Origin of the sequence: Salinisphaera sp. G21_0, from assembly GCF_017744115.1 — a bacterium.
Taxonomy (GTDB): domain Bacteria; phylum Pseudomonadota; class Gammaproteobacteria; order Pseudomonadales; family Endozoicomonadaceae; genus Endozoicomonas.
In genome coordinates this window covers 116531-141961 of sequence record NZ_JAGHQW010000008.1, presented here as the reverse complement: position 1 = coordinate 141961, position 25431 = coordinate 116531, and the positions used below count along the sequence as shown (strand labels likewise).

Genomic DNA, 25431 nt, shown 5'->3' with positions numbered 1-25431 from the left:
ACTTGTTAAGCTCGATGGCTGTCGGCCGCAAAAGCAAAAGCGGCCTGCCTTTTCGGGAAACGGGAAGTGCTCACTGAAATGCAGAAGTTATTAAATGACAGTGCCTTAACGGATAAAACTCAAACCGCTACCTTAATTAGAAAGAGTGCTCCCTGCGACCTAGGAGGCTGTCCGAGAATAGCGCCCGTAGCGAGGACGGCAGAAAATTGAGGATAAAAATTCGGTTTTGTGAGGTGAATAGCGGGGCTATTTGCCGAACAAAAGCGGATTTTTAGACCAATTTGCTGTCGCCGCAGTAGGGCAGTCTATTCTCGGACAGCCTCCTAGTGCAGCTAAGCTCTGATATACATACACAGGCACCTCCCACGCCCCCCGTGGGAATGCTTACCCAAACTCGCCGTCAATGCAAAATCCCCACTAATCCCACCCCCTTTGACGGTGAACTAATTCATTTTCTTTTTGTCCTAATAATCAGATAACTGTATCAGAAGAATATTATTCGGACATTCTCCCGGGATTACCTGAAGCACTGCCAGAGCAGTATTCATAACAGGGATAAATTACTGTAAGGATAATTAATATGAATATTGTACCTGCCAGCTATCAACCCGGCCTATGTCTCAAATCCGGAAAAGCAGATTCTGAATCTTTTGAATTAGCTGCTGGTAATAGCTGTCCTCCGAGCTTTTTGGGTTATCCCTTATCCAGGGCACGACTCTCCCCATCAATTAACAGTGTTGAGATGAGCGCCACACAAGACACCCCGAAAAAAATGGCGGATTCAAGCGGTCAGAGGCAGGGCGTAAGGAAAAGGAAAATTGACGGTACTATAAATCACGTATGTGATCTTATCTACAGTACACAAGTTTCAGTAAAAAAACCGATCCTTGATTATAATCTTTTAATCAATCATTTCGCATCTTTATGCAAGATATCCCCCCCTTATCACCCCTTGCCAAAAAGTGTCAGCAATAAGCCCGTGGCTGAACAGTTCGCTGAATTTACAGTTCGCTGGCTCCAGCTCATTAACACACCATACGCTGATCGGAGTTCAGTCATGACCCGCTTTTATGATCATGCTCCGAAGGCAGGTTTCAATCCATTTCGCAGAGCAAAACTGCTGGAAGCAAGAAAACGTCTGGGTATTTTTTATCCTGAGGATTATCATGACCATGAACTTCCCAAGCTGTCCGGCAGTCAAATCCTCGGGCTGCACTCTCTACCGGAATATTTTGACCAAAAATACCGTTCCGGCTTTGTAGCAATGGATAACGGGTATACCCCAAGTGAGTGCCTGAATGCTTTTTTTCATGGCCCTACTGTTGCCGACTGTGCCACGACCCTGTTGGCCTGTCAGTATCGAGCCATTGAATCCATCATTGGCACCGACGAATTCAACCGCATCTTTGATGCCCCGGCCTCAAAATTCAGAATTTCCTACACGCTTTTCACATCGCCTGAACGCTTCGCCCATACTGTTGGAAATATAAAACCGATCAATGCCGGTAACCCTATCTATTATCTGTTTGAAAATCTCAAGTGCATAAATCTGACTTCCTCTGTTTCAAATACTGAAAAAATTTCAGAACTGGATATCAAAAAGGGTGATATTCTCTATATTCAAGGTGTTGACAGCTACTACGAGAAGCACAAAACCGGTGCTGCAATCGGTTTTAATCTGATATGCACCGGGCAAAACAGCAGCGGACACAATCTCTATCTGGGGTTTGGTCCGGATGACTTTGATGAACCAAAAACCTATGACCAGGTCACAAAAATGCTGATCGATGGTTATAACAAACCACAAAGTCCTGAGACAAACCGTGCTATTGAGGCGGGAGAAACGGGGTATGCACAGCTGACCGACGATACCCTGCCCGATGATCACCCTATCGCCGGTATCACTTTAGCGTTTCGCTTCAGTACCAGGCACTGGAAATATTTCGTATCGCAGTTCGATCAAGTCTGGCATAAGCAACCGCCGTTGCCTGTTATACCGGCTGTGGAACCAAAACCGGTGCATCACGGCTCACCGTTCCCCGCTGAAAATTTTGTTGCTGATCTGGATCAGTTCAAACCCGCCTCACCACAGCAGGAACGGATGAAAGAGACGGCCCTGAGGTTCACCCATGCTGTGATTAATAATCAGGGTAAAGCCCTGGATAAAAAACCCATGGGACTTTTCCTGACCGGATCACCGGGACTGGGAAAAACACATCTTTGTGTCGCTGTTGCCAGAAAAGCAGCCGATTACGGTGTCAACACCCTGTATATAGACATAGAAAAAGCAGGTGCCCTGTTTCAGGAACTCGGCGGTGATCAAGCGCAATGGCATAGAGAGATCGATGAAATGCTTGCCCGTAAGGATCTGGTGGTCATCGATGATGCCAACGGCGGTTTCTTTAGCGACGAATTGCTGGCAAAAACAATGAAACATGTGATGACTGAAAACACGGCCATCATGGTCAGTTCAAATCATCATATTCCTGTCAAAGATGCAACCCCCGGCTTTATTGATCCCTTTGCCGGGAAAGCCCACAACTTTGTTTACCTGAACGATTTACAAGGAGACAGTTGCCGTACCCAATGGTGGCTCAGCCCTGAAGTACGGGCTGCTGAAGCATTATCGCAACTGGGTCAGTATCAAGGTTGCAAAGCGGCAGGAGTGATTACTGAGAATGCGGTATCAATAGACGATATCGCCAGAATACTCAGCATTGAGGTGGACCAGATCCGTCGGGTAGCCCCGCCCTGTTTACCCGGAACCTATCGAAAAAGCCACGATTACTACCTCAGCGATTTATCCAAAACACAGCATCAGGCTGTGTTTATGGCGTGTGATGAATCTGTTTATAGCCGTGATAAAATCGAGCAATTCTTAAATGTTATTCAGAAAGTACACGACGAAGGCTTGAAGCTGGTGGTCAAAACCAGTAACCGCTTACTATTTTTAGAAAAGGTACTGGTTTTTTTAAAGACTAACTCCAATGTTAAAAAGGACAAGCTTCGTATCACTGACCGGCTCGAGCATATGTTCCCTGGCTTTTCGGAAACCGGACTGCAGGCAATTGTCCCGAAATAAAATCGACATTTAATGTTCCCACTGCTACGGCCATGTAATTCCATTTTGGCAGAAACTTAGTCTAGATATTGCAGCAAAATGAACCTCTGGACAGAACAGCGGTCTGTTTTATTATATTTTCGTGAATTAATGAAATATAACTATGAATAGAACCCCTGCTGCTAACGCAAAATCAGGTAATTATTACAACCAACCGGATAACCAAGCCGCTTCTTCAAGGCTTGGGCGATATAGACATGACACAGTAAGCCAGAGGGATAATGCCTCCCGCACTTTCCCGGGGCATAATGAATTTTACCCTTCTTCTGGCGCATGCACTTCTCAATATCTACAGTGTCGTTCAGTAACCCCCGCTCATGATTTTAATGCCCTTGTCAACCCAGAAATAATAGATGATCTGTTGGGTAAATCTGATCTTTTCGCTCATCACTATGATGGGAGAAATCACGGTCACTTTGCCTGTTCCATTAAAAAATACGCGTCAGCTTCTAAAAGACCGTTAAATCGAGCGGAACAAAGCCAGCTGATACGTTTACTGCAAAATTTTACAGTAACACGGAGCTGGAGTTGGCGAAGCCTGGCGACAACACTTCATTCATTTACTTCAGCTGGTGTTTTTATCCCCCATCACCCCATGGATGAGCGTGTCAAGCATACTCAAGCTGTCTTATTGTCAAAGCTACTTGATGCAATAACATTCAGGTGCCATCAAAAACCTGGAGCCAGGGATATTGACACCCAGCAAATCACCAACCTGCTGTGGGCCATGGCGAAACTGGTGGACAACGGGCAGGAGCGGACACCAGGGCTCCAAAAGGCCGTGGCCGCACTGTTGCCCAATGTCAACGCACAGAAATACCAATTTATTGCTCAGGGTATCGCCAACCTACTGTGGGCCATAGCGAAACTGGTGGACAACGGGCAAGAGCAGACACCAGAGTTGCAGGAGGCTGTGGCCGCGCTGTTACCTCAAGTAAACGCACAGAAAGCTAACTTTAAACCACAGGAAATCGCCAACCTGCTGTGGGCCATGGCGAAACTGGTGAACAATGGGCAGAAGCAAACACCTGAGTTCAAAGAGGCCGTGGCCGCGCTGTTGCCCCTCGTAAACGCACAGAAAGCTAACTTTAAACCACAGGAAATCACCAACCTGCTGTGGGCCATGGCGAAACTGCCAGACAACGGCCAGGAGCAGACACCTGGGCTCAAAGAGGCCGTGGCCGCGCTGTTGCCCCACGTCAACGCACGGAAAGCTCACTTTAACCCACAGGAAATCGCCAACCTGCTGTGGGCCATGGCGAAACTGGTGGAAAACGGGCAGGTGCAGACACCAGAGTTCACAGAAGCCGTGGCCGCGCTGTTGTCCCAAGTGGACGTACAGAAAGGCCAATTTATTCCTCAGTCTATCACCAACCTGCTGTGGGCCATGGCGAAACTCGTGGACAACGGGCAGGAGCAAACACCAAGGCTCAACGAGGCCGTGGCCGCGCTGTTGCCCCACGTTAACGCACAGAAAGCTCACTTTAACCCACAGGAAATCGCCAACCTGCTGTGGGCCATGGCGAAACTGGTGGACAACGGGCAGGCGTTGATACCAGAGTTCAAAGAGGCTGTGGCAGTGCTGTTGCCCCACGTCAACGCACGAAAAGCTAACTTTAAACCACAGGAAATCACCAACCTGCTGTGGGCCATGGCGAAACTGGTGGACTACGGGCGGGTGCGGACACCAGGGTTCAAAGAGGCCATGGCCGCACTGCTGCCCCGGGTGAACGCACAGAAAGACCAATTTATTCCCCGTGCTATCGCCAACCTGCTGTGGGCCATGGCGAAACTGGTGGACTACGGGCAGGAGACACCAGAGCTCAACGAGGCCGTGGCCGAGCTGTTACCCTACGTGAACGCACAAAAAGACCAATTTAATTCCCAGGATATCGCTAACATGCTGTGGGCCATGGCAAAACTGGTGGACATCAGGCAAGTGCGGACACCAGATCTCAACGAGGCCGTGGCCGCTCTGTTGCACTGCGTGAACGTAAAGAAATACCGGTTTATTCCTCAGCAAATCGCCACCCAGCTGTGGGCCATGGCGAAACTGGCAGACAACGGCCAGAAGCGGACACCAGAGTTCAAAGAGGCTGTGGCCGTGCTGTTGCCCCACGTAAACGCACAGAAAGCTAATTTTAAACAACGGGAAATCACCAACCTGCTGTGGGCCATGGCGAAACTGGTGGACTACGGCCAGAAGTGGACACCAGAGTTCACAAAGGCCGTGGCCGCGCTGTTGCCCCAAGTGGACGTAATGAAAGACCAATGTATTCCTCAGGCTATCACCAAACTGCTGTGGGCCATGGCGAAACTCATGGATCACAGGCAAGAACGGACACCAGATCTCAACAAGGCCGTGGCCGCGCTGTTGCCCCACATAAACGCACTGAAAGCTGACTTTACACCACGGGAAATCTCCAGACTGCTGTGGGCCATGGCGAAACTCGTGGACAACGGGCAGAAGCAAACATCTGAGTTCAAAAAAGCCGTGGCCACGCTGTTGCCCCACGTAAACGCACAGGAAGGTAACTTTAAACCAATGGAAGTCGCCAACCTGCTGTGGGCCATAGCGAAACTCGTGGACAACGGGCAGGAGCAGACAGCTGGGCTCAACGAGGCCGTGGCCGCGCTGTTGCCCCAAGTAAGCGCACAGAAAGCTAACTTTAAATCACAGGGTATCGCCAACCTGCTGTGGGCCATGGCAAAACTGGTGGACAACAGGCAAGAGGGGACACCAGATCTCAACAAGGCCGTGGCCGCGCTGTTGCCCTACGTGAACGCACATAAAGACCGATTTATTCCTCAGGCGATCGCCAACCTGCTGTGGGCCATCGCGAAACTCGTGGACAGCGTGGAGGAGGGAGCACCAAGGTTCAAAGAGACCGTAGCCGCGCTATTGCCTCACGTAAAGACACAGAAAGCTCACTTTAACCCACAGCAAATCGCCAACCTGCTGTGGGCCATTGCGAAACTGGGTGAATTCGTTGAACTGAACGTGGCTGTCTCTACGTTCAAATCGCTTGTCCGCCAAATCCGTAAAAACCCTCAGCTCTCTCAGCAAAACATATTAATGTCTCTCTGGGGAGTAATGGTATGCTGTGCCAGGTTGTCTCTGGCCCCCAATGCCAATAAAAAAAACGTGTTTGAAAAGTACATGGATGACCTGTTTACTCGCATGGAAAATACATTCCCAGACAGAAGAGAAGAGCAAACCATCATTGCCATGGCCGCAAGTTGGCTTGGGAAACCTTGTCCGTTCGTCCCCCATTACCGGACAACCATGTCAAAACGTCAAACCAACTTCCACGATCAACTCAAATCACGCATTCCCTCTTTGAGGATTGAAGCAGAAAAAAGTCTGAACACATTACATCCGGTAGACCTGCTATTGCCAGATCACAACATTGTGATTGAAGTTCAGGGACCGTCTCATTACGTGTGTGGTGATTTCAAAACCAGGAATGGCTCGACACTGCTTAAAATCGCACTGCTGCAAAAATCAGGATTTGAGGTCATTGAAATCCCGGTTAGCGAGCTTGGGAGCCGGGATTCCATGAAACGATGTATTTATTACATAAAGACCAGGGTATCCACCCCGCTACAGGGGCGTGCCTCTGAAGCGCTTAAAAGAAGGCGGGCAGACGAGGCACACATGACTACCGATAAAGGAAGGCAACCCTCAGATTACTTTCACTTATCCGCCGAAGAACATTCAGAAGAGCACACCGGCAAACCAAAAAGAAAAAAAAGGAAGAGAAACAAATGAAGACCATTGATGATCATTGCGACCACAGCCTGTCCAATGGTGACATTGCATGCATCATTCAAACCAAATGCCTTCATGGCTAAACAAAAGCATCATGAACTGACAGGACCCACAGGAATGGGCACCAGCATTTCCTGCAGGTTTACCTTGCCAGTGTCGTCATACCCCCTGAAGCGCTTCTCACTGATCACCGCAAATCCTCTTTGCTCAAGCACTTGTTTTGCCAGGGGTGATTTCAGGGTTTGCTGGGTTAATGTCCCAAGGCTCATCAGTATCCCTTCGGATTGCAGTCGTTGCACCTCCTGGGCGATGGCCTCTTGTGTTGCCATGCTGAGCAGACTGAAACCCTGGCGACATTGCATCTTTTCCAGCCGGGTCATCCCTGTTGGCACCCGGACTTGCCTGAGATCATGGAAGCTATTATGGATGCCACGGGTAATCCCCTTTTGCCGGTCAGTCTTGCAGTATTTATGGTCAGGGCTGGAACAGGTGTGGATGCCTGCACGGCTGGCAATAACACGACGGACATTATCATCCAGACAGTTTTCCATGTTCTGCACTGGCAAGGGGGTCAGTTCAAATTTCTCTTTGATGGCTGTCCTGTCAGGTTTGAGATGATACGTCTGGAGATAGGAATTCGCCCGACAGTCTCTACCAAGGCTGCCAGTGACCTGTAACAGATCAGCGGCACCATGCATGGCGGCTTCCAGTTGGCGTTGAAAGTCCGGCTTCAGGGCAGGCTCACCGGTGAAATCCCTGGTGAGTTGCGACGGCAGATCCAAACGCCGGGGGTCAAACCCTGTAAGCGGGTGTCGGCCTTTGCAGAATCCCGGGAACGAGGCATCAACCCCGGTGCATCGGATAAAGTCCATGCGATCAGCAAAACGCAGTACTTGTAGATAACGGCGAACCGATGGGGAAATATTCTGGTCGCTCTGGCCATGTACGTCGTCTTCCTTGCTGGCCAGCGCCTCGGCTATACCATCCAGCTGTTGTTGTGGATATTGCCCCTGCAGATCCCGTTTGAAATAGTCAGCGGCCCTGACTTCTTCATCTCGCTTGGGGACATCTTCCGCTGCGGCATCATGATAGATGATGGCCAGCGACAACAGGTCCTTTTCAATGTCAGAGAAATGCATCAGATCGAATTTCTCCAGCAACTCGATATACCACAACAGATTGTTCCGGGCCCGCAATACATGACTGCAACTGTGAGCAGACTTCCACACCACGGGCAATGTGTCACTGCCAAGGAATTTGATGACTCGCTCTGGTCCGGGACGTCGGTAATAGTGCTGTAAGATTCTCAGAATGGTCTCTTCGTTATCTTTGGCATTGGGCAGAACCGGTGGTTGGCTGAAGGCGTCGACGATAAATTGCAATGCTGTTGGTTGCATCAATGAGGCAGGTTGGGAAGATTCACTGCCGGTAAGGCCAAAGGACTTTTGCAGTTCGTCTATTTGTTGTTGCCCTTTTTTGATATTTTCTGGCCACTGCTGATAAAAGGGCTCTTGATCCCGCCGCTCCCAGAGTTCTTTAACCCAGTGGATATAATCATCTGCACAAAGTGTTCCCAGGGATTGTTCAATGCCATTAGCGGTGGTGTCTGCTATTTTTTCTCTCACAGCGCTGAATATTTGCTCATCGGGTTCACCAAAATGAAACAGAGCCAATAAATAGTTCTTTAATTGGTCATAGGGGTGATACCCTTGAAAAGGTCGTCGAAGGACGTAGTGAAACGCTTCCTGCAGTTTTGCCGCACTGAGTCTCTGGCAACGTTGATGAAACTCCAACATGACAGCCGAATTATTAAAGAAAGGGACATCAGTAATTAAAAACCATAAATTGCCCCCCTTGTAGGATAATCCCAATGCCTTTAGACGACAGCAAAGTCTAATCGAACAAAATTCCCTTAACAGGTACTTGCCATTTTTTTCACTAAAAGACACCCCACGTCTGGCCAGTTCAGTGGATAATTGGAAAAAAACATCTTCCTCGTCAGCTGTCTTTCCCGTATGCTCTTGTTTATTATTATAAAGAGAGATACTACGTCTATGATCTTTTAACCATAACGTTGTTGCTGACTGGATCAATAAATCAAGTATTGTCTGGTACTCCCCCTTGTAAAGAAACGTTTTTTGAACCGGGAAATCCTGGTCCATTAATTTCCAGATCTGGTCTATTAATTCCCTTAAGTGTTGATGATTGAAGTCCGGGTTCGTTACCAGTTTTATAATGTCCTGAAATGGATACTGCATCGCTGGCAAATGCTGTTGATTCAGGATCTTTGCTTTTAACGGCATTGGCAGAAAATTCAATACCCGCTTTAAGGTATCTTCAGCAATGTTATGGGATATCGCAAAATTAGCGAGCCTGGCTTCATACAGCGCTAACAGATGACCACTGAGTTCATCCTCAAAATAAACCTCTGCGGAGCCGCTTTGCTGGGAATAAACCAGCCAGGGCAGTGGGTCAATGCCAAAAGTCTCTTCTAACTGGTGTTTATCCTGCAAATGATCGGTAATGTCTTTGCCCAGGTCCTCTTTTACAGACAGAAAACACTTGATTTGTGATTTTTTATACCCGGTGGTTAGCCATTCTGAATGGCATGTTAACTTTTCATAATTTTTCTCCCTGAATTCAGGCGGTTTGAATGTGCCGTTCCAGCGCAGTTTACCGGATGAAGAACCCTTATAAACTGTGCAGATCCGTTTAGCTCTCTCCTCCATTTTCTTTTGCAGTGAGCTGTGGTCAGGCAGGCATTTGGCAGAAAGCCCATCCGGCTTTACCGCATTGTTCATTAAGGTGGAGGTAATGGCATTTTTTTTATAGGCAGCGAGCGTACCGGGTTTTATCAGACCAACGGTGACATGGTTCGGCCTTAATATCGTGGGTACATCTTCCATAATCAGGATGACGGGCCTTGGTCCTTTTGGTAACTCATCGTTATGGTCAAGATAATCCGACTCTTTTTTGAATCTTGCATGACCTGATTTTGCGGAGCTCATCCTGATCTGTCGAGCGCCTAACGTGCCTGCCTTCACAGCATCGAGCAATTCCTGTCTTAGCTGTTCTCTGTTACCCGGGGACTGAGTTTCAGGGTTTGAATTTTTGCCCGGTTGCACCGGGCAACTCTCAGGGTTGGTAAACGCTGCTGTCGAGAATGAATTTGCTGCTTTTGGTAATGAATCCATATCAATAAAACTGACTGATAATGCCTCAACGCCTAAGTAGCTAACCATATGAAATCATATATTTCTGACTCCTTGTGCCGGCACTCTGCTTCGTTACAACTCCGGTCACATAGCTACGGCTATGCTCCCTCCGTTGTGCCTCGCATAGTACCAGCCCAGGTAGCCAGAAATATTCGATTCCATATGGCCAGCTACTTATTGTCAAAATTTTCTACCAGCTGACCAATAAAATTTTCCAGCCGGGCAATATCCATATCCGCCGTCAGCATCAGCAGGAAGCCTATCACATCGGCCAATGCCGGGTCGTTTTCAAATGAGTGCAGCGCCTGCTCCAGCGACTCCAGATCACCCTGCTCAAAAGCAGTAATAATGGCATGGACAAAGCTATCCATGCGCATCTCTTTGAGACTTTGCAGCAAAGCATTCTCATTCCACTCTGGTTTTGGCAGCGCGGTGACATAATCCACACCCAGTAAACAGCGGATTTTATCAAACATCAGCCCGGCATCCAGAGGCTTGCCAATGTATTCATCAAACCCCTGAATCAACAACCGCTCCCTGGCCTCATGGCTGACACTGGCGGTCACCGCCACTGCTTTGACCGATACTTTTCCGGGCAGTTCACGAATTTTCCGGATCGCTGTCACCCCATCCATCACCGGCATGGAGATATCCATCAAAATCAGGTCAAAATCCACCTGCTTCACCGCTTCCACCGCCTGCAGGCCATTACCGGCGGTATCAACCCTGAAACCGGCGGAGTCCAGCAACCCGGCCATCATATCCCGGTTACTTTCAACATCATCCACCACCAGCACCCGAACCCCCTGGAAGCGCTCATCCAAATGCACATAAATGGAACCGGGCAAAAGACGCTGATGCTCTTTCAGCGCTGCAAAACTGCCCAGAACCAGCGGCAGGACAAAAATAAAACGGCTCCCCTTGCCAGGCTCGCTGATAACATCAAGCTCCCCGCCCATGGCCGAAACCAGCCGCCGACTGATCGCCAGCCCCAGGCCAGTGCCACCGATCTGCAACCCCAGATGGACCTGCCGGAAAGGTTCAAAGACCCTCTCCAGGTCCTCATGGGCAATACCAACACCGGTGTCGCGGACTTCAAAGACAATATCATTGCCCGCCACAGAAACCCGGCATTCAACCCACCCCTTAACCGTGTACTTAACCCCGTTACTGAGCAGATTCAGCAGCACCTGACGAACCTTGATTTCATCCAGCATGACAATTTCCGGTAACGTGCCAATGGGCAACAGGCGTAAATCCAGTCCCTTGCTGACCGCCCTTTCCATCAGAATATTGCGCACCCCGCGCAGTAACTCCAGCAATCGGACCGCAGAAGGGTGTAACTCAATCTTGCTGGACTCAATTTTGGTTAAATCGAGAATATCGTTAATCAGTGACAACAAATGCTGGCCACTGGCCTCAATGGTGTTCAGGCTTTTTCGCTGGGCCGACGTTAACGAGAGGTTTCTTAACAACAGCTGGGCGTTGCCAAGCACCCCATTCAGCGGTGTTCTCAACTCGTGGCTCATATTGGAGAGGAACAGACCTTTGGCCAGGTTGGCCCGCTCAGCCTCTTCCTTGGCCCGCATCAACTCATGTTCAATGCGTTTTCGCTCCGTGATATCACGAACCACCATGGAGATCAGCAGTCCATCGCCGGTTTTCAGGGGGTTGCTGGTGATTTCTACCGGGAAAATCCGGCCTTTACGATCAATACCCCGGGATTCATAACCCACCAGGCACAGCTGCTCCCAACTGGCTTTTTCCAGATCACCCAACAGAGGGTGCCCCGGACGGTTTTCCAGTGGCGTCAGCAGGCTCAGGGGCATATTGACCAGGTCTTCCCGGTGAAAGCCAAACAGATCTTCCGTCCTGCTGTTGGCCATGCCAATAATGCCTTCCGGTGTGGCAATGATGGTTGCATCCGGCGCACTGTCCAGTAGCAGCTTGAATTTCTTGGTATCGCTTACCCGATCGGTAATATCATTGGCCAGCCCTTCAACCAGATATTGCCTGTCTTCCAGATCCCCGATATCACTCCAGAAGATTTCCAGCCTGCGGATACTGCCATTCAGATGCCGGATATCCAGCTCAAAGGTATCGCCCCATCGCCCTTGCTTGGCCTCACGAAACTGATCCCGAAAACATAATTTACTGTCCCGGTTAGCAAGATACCCGATCAATGGACGCAGAAACTCTTTCTGTGTATAGCCCAGAATGGCTTCTATTGACGGACTGACATGGGTAACACACCCATCCTTATTGAGGTTGAAATAGAAATAGTTCCCCCTCAGCCGCTCAAGCAAATGACCGATATTGCTGGTTCTGGCCTGATGCAGTGCTTTTTCCCGGTCCGCCAGCCTGGTCACCAGTTGCTGGAAACTTTCGGTCAGACTGCCAATTTCATCCCGGCTGATATGGGTAATCACCGGCATGACCCGACGGTAGGTAAAGTCATCCATGGCTCGCTTCAGGCGGATAATCGGACGGGCAATTCTCACCGACACCAGGCTGGCACAGGTAAATATCAGTGTCAGGGAGAGTAGCATCAGCAATGCATTAATCTGCGCCTGGTCAATCACCGGAGCCAGTACGGTTTCCCTCGGGGCATAACTGATCATCCACCAGGAAGCCGATTTAATCGGTGCCCCCATCAACCAGTACTCATTCTGCCGAACCGGCACCCACTTGTGCCGGAAAGCGGGCTCACCTCGTTCAATCAGCTCTTCCAGGTCATGCCATAACCCCGGGGAACCGTAATAAAACTGGCTTTGATGAATGCTGTTTAACTGGTAGCGCTTCGGCGTTTCACTGTCCGTCTGCAGGTACTCTCCGGCACCATTAACAATGGAAAAACTGGCATTTCCCGTGGTGTTTTCCACCAGCTGATGGCGCAGATCCGCAAGGCTGATATCCATCCAGAAATAGCCATAAAGGGTGTTCGCTGAAATGACCGGGACGATATAGCTGACAATCCATCCTTTATCCGCAGATCCTCTTGGCGATGTCCAGAATCCCTCTTTCTGCTGATCCTGATTAGCCCACCAGAACTGGGCAGGAAACAGGCCGGTATCGACGCTTTCATCCAGCCGGACCCGGCACTGATTCCTGTAGGCATGAAAAACATCCCAGTGCTGCAGGCTGCTGCCGAGCTTCACATAAGTAAAGCCGCGAACCAGAGAGTTTCTTGCCACCAGATCCGTGAGAAAGTGTTTGATCATGGCATGGTCAGTCACAGGCATCCGACTCAACATATCCCCCATAAACGAGGTCATGGTCATCAGCTGCCGGGTATGGCTGTCAATTTTGTCCGCATTATGCCAGACCTGCTCAATCAATCCTTTGGCGACCGCGTCCGTGGCCTGTTTGAGTGAGAGGTAGAGGTGGATACCAAAGATCAGGTTGTACAGCAGCGTGACAGGCACGACAGTAAAAAAAATGATTTTTTTCCTGATAGAAAATTGCACTGGGTTCACTGCACACGGCCACAATGAACGCTAATGATAGACCAGCATTTCAGCAGTGAATGGAGATTCTGAACAACGCAACCTCAGCCTTTCAGAATATTCTGGCTGTGCCAGGGAAAGCTGGCAAGAAAGGCAGAAAAACGTTCAATATCAAAAGGTTCTCCGGACAGCCAGCGCTGTGCATGAGCCGCCGTCAACAACGCCGGCATGCGGTCAGCGATCAACATTAACGGTGGCATGGCCGGCATGGTTAAGACGGCGCAGGAATCGAAAGAGAGAGTACTGTCCACCGTGAACCGCTCCCAAAGTCCGGCCATCAATAGCAGCGAACCATCTTTTGTGCCAATACGCCACAGCTGACGCCGGTTGCCCGGAGCCATATGCCATTGGTAGTAGCTATCCGCCAGAATCAGGCAACGCCTGTCCTGCCAGGCTTTTTTGAACATTCGTGACTCAGCGGCGGTCTCCACACGGGCATTGATCTGGGCCCGGGATAGATCCTGCAACCAGGAAGGGACAAGCCCCCACTTGGCCTGGGCCAGTTCAGGGGTGCCACAGTCACTGTTTCGAACCAGCCACACCTGTTGCCCCGGCACCACCTGTTGGACGGGTTTCTGAGTTAACACATCGTTGATACCGAGAAAGCCAAGGTCAACCCTGGGCAGGTTGAATGAGTAACGGCTGCACATAAATTACTCCAACTCTTCCGGCTCGGCATTCAGGTAATCCTCAATTAACTCTTTTGCCAGGCCCGCATCGGCATCATCAACATACAGCGCCAGCAAACCAATGGCAGGCAGCTCTCCCATGGCACCGATCAGGTCAACACCGGCCAGATGACAGAAAATACGACGACTGGTCAGCAGATCCTTCAGGCACTGGGCTTCCACCAGATTTTCCGGGCTATATACTTTAATCATTTGCGATCAAGAGCCTGATTATTGCAGATAAAGGGTGGCCAACTGATCCACCAGCTGCCTGGCTTTTTCCAGTTGAACGGTATTGAGCAGAGTCTCCAGCCTGGCTTTCTGGGCTTTTGCAGAGGCTGATATGTTCGACGGGGCCTGCAGACTGAGCTCGGTCCACATATAGGCCGCGATCAGGTTGCGGTCCGTGCCTTCACCATTGAGATAGGCCCGTCCCAGCTCATACTGTGCTTCAGAATTCAGCCCTTCACGCCCGGCAGCCTGCTGGAAATAGTCAAAGGCCGTGCCAATATCCTTAGCGGTCCCGGCAAGCCCGTCACGATAAGCCCTGCCCAGCCAGAGCATGGCTTCGGCCCGGGCTTGCTGATCGCCCTGGCGGGCAATGCGCTGCAAAGCATTAATGGCTTTAGCCGGGTTTGCTGCCTGGCCTGAGTGGAGGATTTGAATCGCCTCGCTTAACTGTCCCTGAACCTTACCAGAAACCGACGGCTCTTTTTGCTCTTTCTGAGCCACAACACCGCTAACAGGGGTGGTAGCCCAGACCGGCCCCGCCACCGTGACCAGCAATACCACCAAACTGACAGCACTTTTAACCTGCTTCAACATGAATAATCCCTGCCTGGCATTTTTATAAATGGTCAGGTTCCGGGAACCTGAAACCGGGATTATATGATGTTCGGGAACGGTTTGCAGGTATTCCTCACAGCGATTCCCATTCCAGCGATAAAAGTCACCCGGCAACCAATTCCACCTCCGTTATCATTTCAATTGATGAATAACCTCTGGTTTGCATCCTCCCTGCGGCTCAGTTACATTACGCGACAGTGTCTATACAGACCGGCAGTCAGTCCATGAAATATAATAGCCCGTCGATCAATAACGATTTTTTCCTTATCTGACCTCAAAGCATTGGCACAAATGGAAGCTTTTGACGATATCCGCCCTTACCATGACCATGAGGTCCGGCCTACGTTGGCTCGCCTGTTAACTGATAAAGACCTGCTCCATGTGATGGCAAAGCACCGTTACCCCGGTTTAACCCGGCAGTTTTCCGGAGCCATGGCCTGGATCACCTCTCTGGCGTTAAAGTACAAAACACGGAATATCCATAATGTCCGGGATTTTCAGGCCATTATCGAGCCCTATCTGACCCGGGTGATCAAAACCACTACCCATAAGGTGTCTTTTTCCGGCATTGAGCACCTGAACAAGAACAAGGCCTACCTGTTTCTGTCCAATCATCGAGATATTGTTCTGGATCCGGCCCTGGTCAACTATGCGCTCTACCTTAACGATATGGAAACCTGCCAGATTGCCATTGGCGACAACCTGGTCAAACGCCCTTTTGTCAGTGACCTGATGCGTCTGAACAAAAGCTTTATCGTCAAACGCTCACTGTCCGGGCGACGGGAAAAGCTGCTCGCCTTCCAGAACCTCTCGGCCTACATTCATCACTGCATCGATGAAGGCCAGCCGGTCTGGATTGCCCAGAGCGAAGGCCGGGCCAAGGATGGTAATGACCAGACCGATCCGGCCATTATCAAGATGTTTAACCTGAGCCGTCGTGGCAGGCAGAGCGCTTTTGCTGACAATATCCGCTCACTGAATATTGTACCGGTCTCTATCTCCTACGAGTTCGACCCATGCGACTGCGACAAGGCCCGGGAACTGTATGAGAAACAACAGACCGGTCAGTATCTGAAAGCCGACGATGAAGATTTGAAAAGCATCGTCACAGGCATAGATGGTTACAAAGGGCATGTACATGTTGCGTTTGGCAAACCGCTGACAGAGGACTTTGAAGATGCCGCCTCGGTGGTTCAAGAGGTTAACCATCAGATTCACCATAGCTATGAGTTGCAGCCATCCAACCTGTTTGCCTGGGAAGCAATCAGCAGTGAGATCAACCAGCATGAGCAGGTTATTCAGGTTCCTGGGATCGAACAGTTATTCCCGGCCATAGATCTGCTGAAAAAACGCGATGAATTCACCCGACACCTGGAGCGCTGCCCTGAGCTATACCGCCCCTGGTTCTTAAAGATGTACGCCCAGCCGGTGATTAATCGTTTCCGCTACGGTTCATAAGCATGAAGGAATCATCTGCACAATGTGAAGCACACCTTTCTCAAAAGTCTGAAACTCAGGTGTACAAAGTCTGTGTCATGATTCCTTCCCCCTGGCTTGAAACAGTCAAGGAGGCCCTGTTCAATGCCGGTGCTGGTCGTTATGGAAACTATGATTGCTGTTGCTGGCAAACCCCGGGGACCGGCCAGTTTCGCCCCTTGCCGGGAAGCCAGCCCTTCTCCGGGCAACCCGGCGAAATCCATTCAGAAGAAACCTGGAAAGTAGAAATGCTTTGTCAGGAGCCGTTTTTAAAACCCGCCATTGAGGCGCTACTGCAGGCACACCCTTATGAAATGCCTGCCTTCGATTTTCACCCGGTCAATCTTGCCGCTGTGGAGGCGTGACATACTCAAGCCTCATGGGAAACGTGCCTTCCCGGCGATCGGCAAAATAATAGCGAAGCGTCCGGCTTATGGTAGAAAAAGCCAGTTGGTCCCAGGGAATCTCATCTTCTTCAAAGAGGGCCACCTCCAGACTCTCCTCCCCCGGGGCAAAATCCGGCCGTTCCAGTCTCGCCAGAAAAAAAGCCGACAGCTGACCGACATGCACCACATTAAACAGCGTATAAAGTGACTCAATGGTAACATCCGCACAGGCTTCTTCGCGGGTTTCCCGTGCCGCTCCCTCTTCGATGGTTTCGCCCAACTCCATAAAGCCACCGGGCAGTGTCCAGAACCCCTTTCTGGGCTCAATCGCCCGTTTACACATCAATACCTTATCCTGGTAAACGGGCAGGCACCCGGTGATAACCCTGGGGTTCTGATAATGAATCGTATGACAGTGACTACACACATCCCGCAGGCGATGATCCCCTTCAGGCACTTTTCTTTGAGTCTTATGACCGCAGACACTGCAGTAATGCACAGAGGGTCCTGTCATCAACGTTCACTCCTTGTTTCTGGCAGATGGGTAAAGAAGGACAATAACAGAGTAACAAAACCTCAGAGATGAACAAACTGTCGATCTACTTGCTTCATTAACGGGAAAAGCTTTTCTTTTGTGGTTCCAATGCAAGACCCGCAGCACCTGCCAGGCAACCGCCCCCTCATCAAACGCTGAAAGAGGACAGGGTTCAGTTTACCATCATGAAGAATCCTTAATGTCTACCTTAAGAACAAGAACTAAGGGAGGCATCCTGATTGCTGCCATATTTTCCACTTATGAATTCACAGGGTCAGAACTCAAGGCTTCAATAGGCCCACTGTAATCAATTACGAGTTTAAACTCATTTCGCAACCTCTGCGGAACATTATCTTGCATGAAGCGCTCTATTTCGGCGAGCAACATCCGCTTTTCTTCCGGGCTGCAATCATAATCCGCCGTCACCTTGAACTTAAGTTGGTCTCTGGTTTTGCCAGTGAGTGCCAGCCCACAAATGCGAGCATTATTCCAAAGCAGAGGGCGAACGAGTTTTATCAACTCATCCTTCATGTCACTTATAATCCTCTTTTCGGTATTTGTGGATGAAATACCCGCGGTATCAGGGTTGCCATCGTCTCGAAAAGGTTTGCTGATTTCATCACGTTGAGCACTTGGTGCCGAAAGTGCCACATTTCTGTTTGTTACAGGTTTAGTACCATTGGTCGACATTTTTTCTTCTTGCAGGCATAGTTCCGGACTCAGGCCAGGAGTCGGAAGCACGCTGGCAACTGCGGCGACGGGGGGAGATGGTGAACGACCAACCGCAACCGGTGGGGTAACATATCCGGTGAGTTGTGATGAAGCGGCTCCAGAGTTTACATTTTGCATAATCAGTTCCTCACGGTGAAACTGATCTCTTAGGGTAGACGTCAAGTAACTGTCCTGAAATAACTTTCACATTTCTACAGCCGTTACCCGCCTCCCGCTATCCGAAAAGCCGTGACCGCTTGTGCTTTTGCGGGGAGCGGGCGGCGACCTTTTCCCAGACCGGGTAGAAAGCACTGGCAATGTCACCGATAAATTCTGAGTCAGGATGCTTTTTGAGCAAGAGAGACGACTGCGTGTCGATGCTTTATACACGACTAAGGCAGTATGGTCATTCACTCTGTGCAGGCAACAAAATGTCAACAGGCCCTAAGAACACTGGATAAATCCGGCTGAGCTACTTATGATAAATTCAAGTCCCTTGCAAGGATGCCTCTGAAGTCACCATGATGTTGAACCAGGTTGAAGAACGGCTGCAAAACCACCAGCCCAGAACAATAGATGCCCAACTGCCAGAAGCCGCAGTGCTGATACCCATTACCAATGCACCGGAACCAGAGCTGGTGTTTACCCGGCGAGCCCCCCATATGAGCACCCACAGTGGCGAGGTTGCGTTCCCGGGAGGCAAGCGTGACCTGTCCGACAGAGACCTGGTCCATACCGCATTGAGAGAGTCCTTTGAGGAGATCGCCCTCCCCCCGGAAGCCGTCAGAATCATCGGCCAAACCGGCTCGGTGGTCTCGCGCTTTGGTCTGGAAGTCACCCCTATTGTCGGGATTATTGCCGCAGACACACCACTAAGAGCCAATATGGCAGAGCTGGATCGTATTTTTAAAGTCCCGTTAAGCTACTTTCTGGACAAGGGCAACCTGACGTTCAACCATTGGAAACTGCGCAACCAGGACTACATGATGCCGTCCTTTTACTATGGAGAGTATCTGATCTGGGGGCTGACTGCCGTGATGCTGGTGGAGTTCCTGAACATAACCCTGGATGCCGACATCTCACTGAACGCTCCTCACTTCAACAGCCATTTCCCCCGGCATAAGTAGCTAACCATATGAAATCATATATTTCTGGCTACTTGTGCTGGCACTCTGCTTCGTTACAACTCCGGTCACATAGCTACGGCTATGCTCCCTCCGTTGTGCCTCGCATAGTACCAGCCCAAGTAGCCAGAAATATTCGATTCCATATGGCCAGCTACTTAAGGGATGATTTAGTTTTGTTCCAGGGCCGGGTGATGGATAACCAGTCGCTGGTTTTTGTCCGGCGTGGTTATTATTGTTGATTCACGGTCAGGTGCAGGCCACTCAATCACCAGTTTGTCAATGCTCCTATCCCGCCCCAGGCCAAAGTGAGACTGCCTGGGGTTGGCGGATACGTAGTTGTTCTCAAAGCGCAACTCACGATACTGCACCCCCTGATCAGTATGCAGATAGAGCTTGGCTCCCAACGCCTCGGTATTTCCCGGCAAACCCACCAGCTTTACCGATAGCCAGTCATTGTTGTCTGTATTGTTGTTGCGATAGAACGTTGGCCTGCCTTCCCAGTTGCTGATGACAATATCAATATCGCCATCCTGCTGATAATCGAAGCAGACAATGCCACGGCCATCATTCACCTCGGTTAACCCCCACGCGGCGGACTCATCTGAAAATGTCATGCCACCCCGGTTAATAAACAGCCTTGGTCTGGCGTTATTAAATGCATCGTGGCTTTGCAAAAACTTAAGTTGCAACTGCCTTTCCTGTTCAGAGTTGAAATCAGCTGTTTCAGGAATGGCTCCGTAACCGGTGACATGAAAAATATCCAGCAACCCGTCATTATTAAAATCAGCGGCACAACTGCCCCAGCCCCACCCACCTTTTCGCAAACCTGATTTTTCCGTAGCATCGCTGACGTTAAAATTTCCTGAGTTTTCATACAGCCGGTTTCCGGTATATCTCTTATTCTTCTCAGGGCTGTAAATACTGCTCTCAAACCAATCCATATCGCCATCATTATCAAAATCGGCGATGGCGGCACCCATGCCAAAACTGCCATTAATGACATTGATATCCGTGACATCTTTCAAGCCTTCAGACGTTGATTGCCAGAGTTGAGAAGTAAAAAAATCCGCTGTCAGGAGCACATCCGTGGTGCCATTATTATCAAAATCAACCATATTGGGGGTAAAGGTAAAATCACTATCGCCAAACAATGGCAGCTCATGCTGCTGATTAATCACACCATCCCCAAGCATGACATCACCATAGCTGTGCCTCAGGCCAGGATAGACGATACCCTCCGGCCTCAGGTTACGATAGCCATGATTACGCCACACCTGTGGCTGACGTGCTGACTTGTAGGTACGCCAGAAGGCCATCACCATATCCAGATGCCCATCCTGATCAAGATCACCAAAACTGGCGTTTAACGTCGGACCCTTAACATTGTTCAACACCATGGATGTTGGAGCTTCGACCATATTAAAAATAATCTGGGGAAAATAACGGCCACTGTTCCCGAGAAAGAGGTCTGCCTTGTAGTCACCATCAATATCCGCCACCAGCGGAGTAATGGCACCGCCTGTATTGATATCGGGAAGCTGCAGCACCTCTTTTCGAAACCCACCGGATGGCTGCTGGTAGTAGACGATGACATTTCCCTGATTATCATTGAAAATCAAGTCATCCAGGCAATCGTTATCAATATCAAATGCAGACACGCCAGACCAATTGACGATATCCATTAACCATCCGGGCTTAATCAGACCAATAACCCGCTGATGGTCCAGATCGCTGGACTGAGTGATATTCGTTAACGGCGTGGCAGTAACATCAACAGATTTTATGTCCGTGGTATTTCCTGCACAGCCTTGCACGGGAGGTGTTGCCACCGCCTGTTCTGATAATTCTGGCGCTTGAACCAAAGGCAGCAACGATTGCTTTACATCATCTGTTTTTTCCAGCTCCGTGATAATAGGCTGCCGGTCTACCAGATACTCCATACACTGACGTTTATTCACACACGAGTCTGTCAATGTGTTAAGAAATGCAATTAATGCCTTGATCCTGGACGGTTCCAATTGGTAAGGCAACTTCAGGTAATCCGGGGATTGCGTGGCGATACTGCGGATAGTCCGAACGATTGGCGACTCATTTTTTCTGTCACCCATCTGGAGGTGTTGCCATTGCAGCGTATGTGCCTCTATTACCCGGTAAAGTGACCCGGCTGAGCCATTGTGAAAATAAGGCCCGGTCAAAGCAACATTAAGCAGACTTGGGGTACGGAACGAATAGGGTATCTGCCTGAAATTGAAATTTTTACGACCGTAGTCCAGACCGCGTCCATTAGCTCCCCGTCCGTAAGGCGCAACACCAATATTATAAAACTGCTCATCGGACAGATTATTGCCACTGTGGCACCCCGCGCAACCGGCACCATTGCGAACCAGTGGCGTAAAAAAAAGCTTCAACCCCTCTTTTTCCAGGGGCGTCAAATCCCCCTTTCCTTTTACGTAACGAAAAAAAGCATTATCGATAAACACCAGGTGCCCCTGAAACCTGGATAATGCCTCGGTAACCCGGTCGATATGGATCATCTCTTTGCAGGTGGCTGCTTCTGAATCAGCAAAAGCCTGCCGGAAAGCACTGCACCACTGCGGGTTAGACTGAAGTCGTTGTATGATGACTTCATAGAGTTCATGGTTATTGTAGTGGGCATCTTTCAAGCCCTTCATTTCAAAGGGCGAGACCATCGGTAGCCGGGCCTGTGCCTGCAACAGGTTCTTCTCCTCATAGCATTCCGGTCGCAAATTGGAATAGCCATTACCAAGACGCACCAGCCGTCCATTACCACCAACACCACAGGAAGGTGAGGCCATAACAGCATCGGGTAACGCTTCCTGAAGGTACTGCAAACGGCCATCCCAGAATAGATTCTCTCTGTACAGCGATGCATTAAATACCGTCGGTGAGTTTCTGGGGATCAGCAGCTCTTCGTATTGGTCCGGATATAAACCTTTCAGGGCATCCAGCCGCTTTTGCCCGAACAGCCTGTGGTCGTTAACGATCACACCGACAGGCAGTGCCAGGCCATCACCGCCAGCGGTTTGGGGATGATGGCAAGTGGCACAGGACACTGTGCCACTGAGGCTTAAATCGGGGCTGAAAAATAACTTTTTGCCTAACTTCACCACCGGAGAGGTAAACGGCTCCAAAGGTGTATCCGGTTCAGGTGTGCCGGTAATCTGATGGGATCTGAGCAACTTCCCGATCGATGCGTCTGAGATATCTGTTAACACGTCAGCATCTGCAAACCGGGAAAGCCCACATAAGACAACACCAAGATAAAAGAAAACAGTTTTATTGTTCATAGAAAATAGACTAATGAATTCCATCATTAGCTATCATCGACCGAGCAATCTGTAACTTTTGAATGGGCGTCAGTAATTGTCACGAAATAATTTCGGGACAATTCCCTATTTCCCGATAAGTTGTTGCCGAAGTTCCGGGTAGGCTGTATTGTCTGAAAGCCAGATATCCATAAAGGTTCTGGCCAGCTGCACATCGTCAATCCTGCCCAGAAAACGGTGGCCGAAATAAAAACGTCCGCCGGATGCCGACAGCACAAAGACCAGGCGATCACCCGCACGAACGCCCTTCCATATTTTGCTGAGTTGCTTAAGCCAGCGTTTTCTATTCTCCCGGGATACCCCGAGGTGAGCCCACTGTTGGTCTGTTGCCGAAAGCAACCGTTTTTTACTGATCTTTCGTCGATAGTCGATAAGCAGCGCCACATCAGTGGAAGCGGGTTCAGCAATGTCATAACGGCCGGAGGGCGTTTTCAACTGGGCATCGTAAATATCCCATAAGCCCCATTTCAAGGTTGAATGCCCAACCGTCTGCCACTGCTCCCAGACAGGATAATCCTGTTTATCATTTTTTATAGTGTCCCGGGCAAAACTCTTTGCAGAAAACAGGGGTATCAAAAGAACCAGCAAAATGGCTACGTTGGAAAGACCGGCAACGTAGAACCTGACTCCATTTTTTTTCATGGCGAACCCTTTGCCTTATTATGAATAGCTATTATCAGGCTTTACGAGTAAATACGCCAAAAGGATTCACAGATTATTGGGCAAATACACTCTAATTTATCTTCTTAAAGGGCGACTCTTTATAGGGCAGCGGTTCCGTCGAAACAATAGAGGTTAGCTGCACCTTTTGTCTTTTGGTCCTCGCCTTCACAGCAAACACCACTATTGAGAGCTTCATTAGCCTGGCTTACGTCAAGCACCGAGGTACTTCCTGGCTGATTCACCACTGGCAATTGATTGGGGGTGGCTTCATCAGGCACAGATATACTACGGTACCAGAGTAAATCTTCAGCCACTAAAGCCGCACAAGTCGCACAGCCACCACCAACACCACCCAGACATAATGCTTTCAGGATTCCAGCATTTGTACACAAAGTGATCAGATACGCGGATGTTGCACCAGCGCCACATCCAGCGCAGATCATACCACCGCTTAAAGCCACATATTCAATAGCATTCTTCTGCGCTGGCGTAATTTCCGAAAGAACACTTCGAGTAGTTGCCATACAGCCTGTTGCATTCATAACCTCAACCTTACTTAAGTTTATTTACCTGAACTCTGACTATGGTGTTTGCATAAAGTTTCCCATTCTGTCAAAAAAAGAGAGTATTCATTTCGCCATAAACATCCGGACACTCTTGATCCGGTTATCTTTCACCTGGAGGATCTCAAAACGGCAATTCTTGATTTTCCAGCACACGCTGGCCTCGGGAATGGCTTCCATCTCTTCCGTAATCAGGCCATTAATGGTTCGGGCATCGTCCGTTGGCAGATTCCAGCCCAGCGCCTTGTTAACATCCCGAATGGAGGCTGAGCCGTCGATGATATAACTGCCATCCCCCTGGGGCGTAATATCCTGGCTGCTGTCGGAAACATCGGTGGTAAAGTCACCGACGATCTCCTCAAGAATATCTTCCAAAGTCACCAGGCCCATAATATCGCCGTACTCGTCCACAACCAGGGCAGTTCTCTCCTTGGCCTTCTGGAAATTGAACAACTGGGTATGCAGAGGCGTAGATTCCGGAACGTAATACGGTTCAGCGGTTTCCTGCAACAGTGTTGCCTTGTTGACCTTTTCCAGCGTCAGCAATCGGGCAATCTTGCGCATATGAAGTATACCGACAATATTATTGATATCACCGCGATACACCGGCAGGCGGGTATGCTGACAATCCCTTAGCTGGTGAATAATTTCTTTAATATCATCCTCAATATCGATACCGTAGACCTCATTTCTGGGTACCATAATGTCATCAACCCGCACTTTCTCCAGGTCAAGAATGCCCAGCAACATGCCACGGCGCTTCTTCGGCAGGCGCAAACCGGACTCATTCACCAGCGTCCGCAATTCTTCACTGGTCAGCTGATCCTCACCTTCCTGGCCCGGACGTATCCCTAACGGCCTCATCAGCAAAGAGCAGATCCAGTTAACCAGCACCACCATCGGATAGAGCACCTTCAACAGAGGAACCAGCACCATGGATGCAGGAAAGGCCACCTTTTCCGGATACATGGCAGCGATGGTTTTGGGCGTCACCTCACCAAAAATCAGCACAATAAAGGTCAACCCCAGGGTGGCAATAGCAATACCGCTGTCTCCCCAGAGACGGACAGCAATAATGGTGGCCAGGGCAGAGGCCAGAATGTTAACAAAATTGTTGCCGATCAGAATGACCCCAATCAGTCGATCAGGCCTGTCCAGCAGGCTGCTGGTTCTTTTCGCTGCCCGGTTACCCTTGCGGGCAAGGTGCCGGAGACGATAGCGATTGATGGCCATCATCCCGGTTTCCGAACTGGAGAAAAATGCAGAAAACAGCAGAAGAAAAACGAGTGCGCCAATCAATGCGCTTAAGGGTGCTTCACTCAACGAGTTGTCGCCTTTTGTCAGAACCAATGCGGTAAAACCACCTATTTTACCTGCTTCAGGGCGAAGTCCCAAGCCCGGGTGTTTGCCAATATGAAGTGAGCCTGTACTTTTCTGACTTCGTATGGTTACCAAACCTGGAAAAGCCAACAGGTGCATTGGACGCTTTGACTGT

The 25431-nt window shown here is 49.7% G+C and carries 16 protein-coding genes; 5 read left to right on the top strand and 11 right to left on the bottom strand.

Going from position 1 to position 25431, the window contains the following annotated elements; genetic code table 11:
- The first annotated feature begins 979 nt into the window (after positions 1-979).
- Complete coding sequence (locus J7439_RS26940; RefSeq protein WP_209200943.1) at positions 980-3082, top strand: ATP-binding protein; 2103 nt, start codon at positions 980-982, stop codon at positions 3080-3082.
- Between the two features lie 142 nt (positions 3083-3224).
- Complete coding sequence (locus tag J7439_RS06135; protein WP_209200942.1) at positions 3225-6893, top strand: RAP domain-containing protein; 3669 nt, start codon at positions 3225-3227, stop codon at positions 6891-6893.
- Between the two features lie 92 nt (positions 6894-6985).
- Here the strand turns inward: J7439_RS06135 and J7439_RS06130 are convergent, their stop codons facing one another.
- The 5 genes from J7439_RS06130 to J7439_RS06110 all read right to left on the bottom strand — a co-directional run bounded on the left by J7439_RS06130 (position 6986) and on the right by J7439_RS06110 (position 15242).
- Complete coding sequence (locus tag J7439_RS06130) at positions 6986-10135, bottom strand: hypothetical protein (RefSeq protein ID WP_209200941.1); 3150 nt, start codon at positions 10133-10135, stop codon at positions 6986-6988.
- A gap of 143 nt (positions 10136-10278) precedes the next feature.
- Positions 10279-13533: an ATP-binding protein gene (locus J7439_RS06125; RefSeq protein ID WP_209200940.1), complete on the bottom strand. Its 3255-nt coding sequence runs from the start codon at positions 13531-13533 to the stop codon at positions 10279-10281.
- Positions 13534-13658: 125 nt separating this feature from the next.
- The gene (locus J7439_RS06120) at positions 13659-14264 is read right to left on the bottom strand and encodes an SOS response-associated peptidase (RefSeq protein WP_209200939.1); all 606 of its coding nucleotides are present in this window, start codon (positions 14262-14264) and stop codon (positions 13659-13661) included.
- A 3-nt stretch (positions 14265-14267) separates the two neighbouring features.
- On the bottom strand, positions 14268-14495 hold the full coding sequence (locus tag J7439_RS06115) for a putative signal transducing protein (RefSeq protein ID WP_209200938.1): 228 nt from the start codon (positions 14493-14495) through the stop codon (positions 14268-14270).
- 18 nt (positions 14496-14513) lie between these two features.
- Complete coding sequence (locus tag J7439_RS06110) at positions 14514-15242, bottom strand: tetratricopeptide repeat protein (protein ID WP_209200937.1); 729 nt, start codon at positions 15240-15242, stop codon at positions 14514-14516.
- A 177-nt stretch (positions 15243-15419) separates the two neighbouring features.
- Between J7439_RS06110 and J7439_RS06105 the strand changes: the two genes are divergently transcribed.
- Positions 15420-16586, top strand: coding sequence for a 1-acyl-sn-glycerol-3-phosphate acyltransferase (locus J7439_RS06105; RefSeq protein ID WP_209200936.1), 1167 nt, complete (start codon positions 15420-15422; stop codon positions 16584-16586).
- A 2-nt stretch (positions 16587-16588) separates the two neighbouring features.
- On the top strand, positions 16589-16969 hold the full coding sequence (locus tag J7439_RS06100; RefSeq protein WP_286198223.1) for a YqfO family protein: 381 nt from the start codon (positions 16589-16591) through the stop codon (positions 16967-16969).
- Here J7439_RS06100 and J7439_RS06095 read toward each other — a convergent pair.
- Both J7439_RS06095 and J7439_RS06090 read right to left on the bottom strand, forming a co-directional pair.
- Entirely contained in the window at positions 16944-17489 is a 546-nt protein-coding gene (locus J7439_RS06095; RefSeq protein WP_353623007.1) for an NUDIX hydrolase, read from the bottom strand. The two genes, J7439_RS06100 and J7439_RS06095, sit on opposite strands and share 26 nt — an antisense overlap.
- Positions 17490-17783: 294 nt before the next feature.
- Positions 17784-18374: a hypothetical protein gene (locus tag J7439_RS06090; RefSeq protein ID WP_209200934.1), complete on the bottom strand. Its 591-nt coding sequence runs from the start codon at positions 18372-18374 to the stop codon at positions 17784-17786.
- Positions 18375-18757: 383 nt separating this feature from the next.
- On the opposite strand from J7439_RS06090, the gene J7439_RS06085 reads away from it, so the two are divergent.
- The gene (locus tag J7439_RS06085; protein ID WP_209200933.1) at positions 18758-19363 is read left to right on the top strand and encodes a CoA pyrophosphatase; all 606 of its coding nucleotides are present in this window, start codon (positions 18758-18760) and stop codon (positions 19361-19363) included.
- A gap of 167 nt (positions 19364-19530) precedes the next feature.
- Here J7439_RS06085 and J7439_RS06080 read toward each other — a convergent pair whose 3' ends face one another.
- The 4 genes from J7439_RS06080 to J7439_RS06065 all read right to left on the bottom strand — a co-directional run bounded on the left by J7439_RS06080 (position 19531) and on the right by J7439_RS06065 (position 25259).
- A complete protein-coding gene (locus tag J7439_RS06080) occupies positions 19531-22563 on the bottom strand; it encodes a cytochrome c peroxidase (RefSeq protein WP_209200932.1) in 3033 nt (1010 codons plus the stop codon).
- Between the two features lie 213 nt (positions 22564-22776).
- On the bottom strand, positions 22777-23352 hold the full coding sequence (locus J7439_RS06075) for a chalcone isomerase family protein (RefSeq protein WP_209200931.1): 576 nt from the start codon (positions 23350-23352) through the stop codon (positions 22777-22779).
- A gap of 119 nt (positions 23353-23471) precedes the next feature.
- Positions 23472-23915, bottom strand: coding sequence for a hypothetical protein (locus J7439_RS06070; RefSeq protein WP_209200930.1), 444 nt, complete (start codon positions 23913-23915; stop codon positions 23472-23474).
- Between the two features lie 87 nt (positions 23916-24002).
- On the bottom strand, positions 24003-25259 hold the full coding sequence (locus J7439_RS06065) for an HlyC/CorC family transporter (RefSeq protein WP_209200953.1): 1257 nt from the start codon (positions 25257-25259) through the stop codon (positions 24003-24005).
- Positions 25260-25431 lie beyond the last annotated feature (172 nt).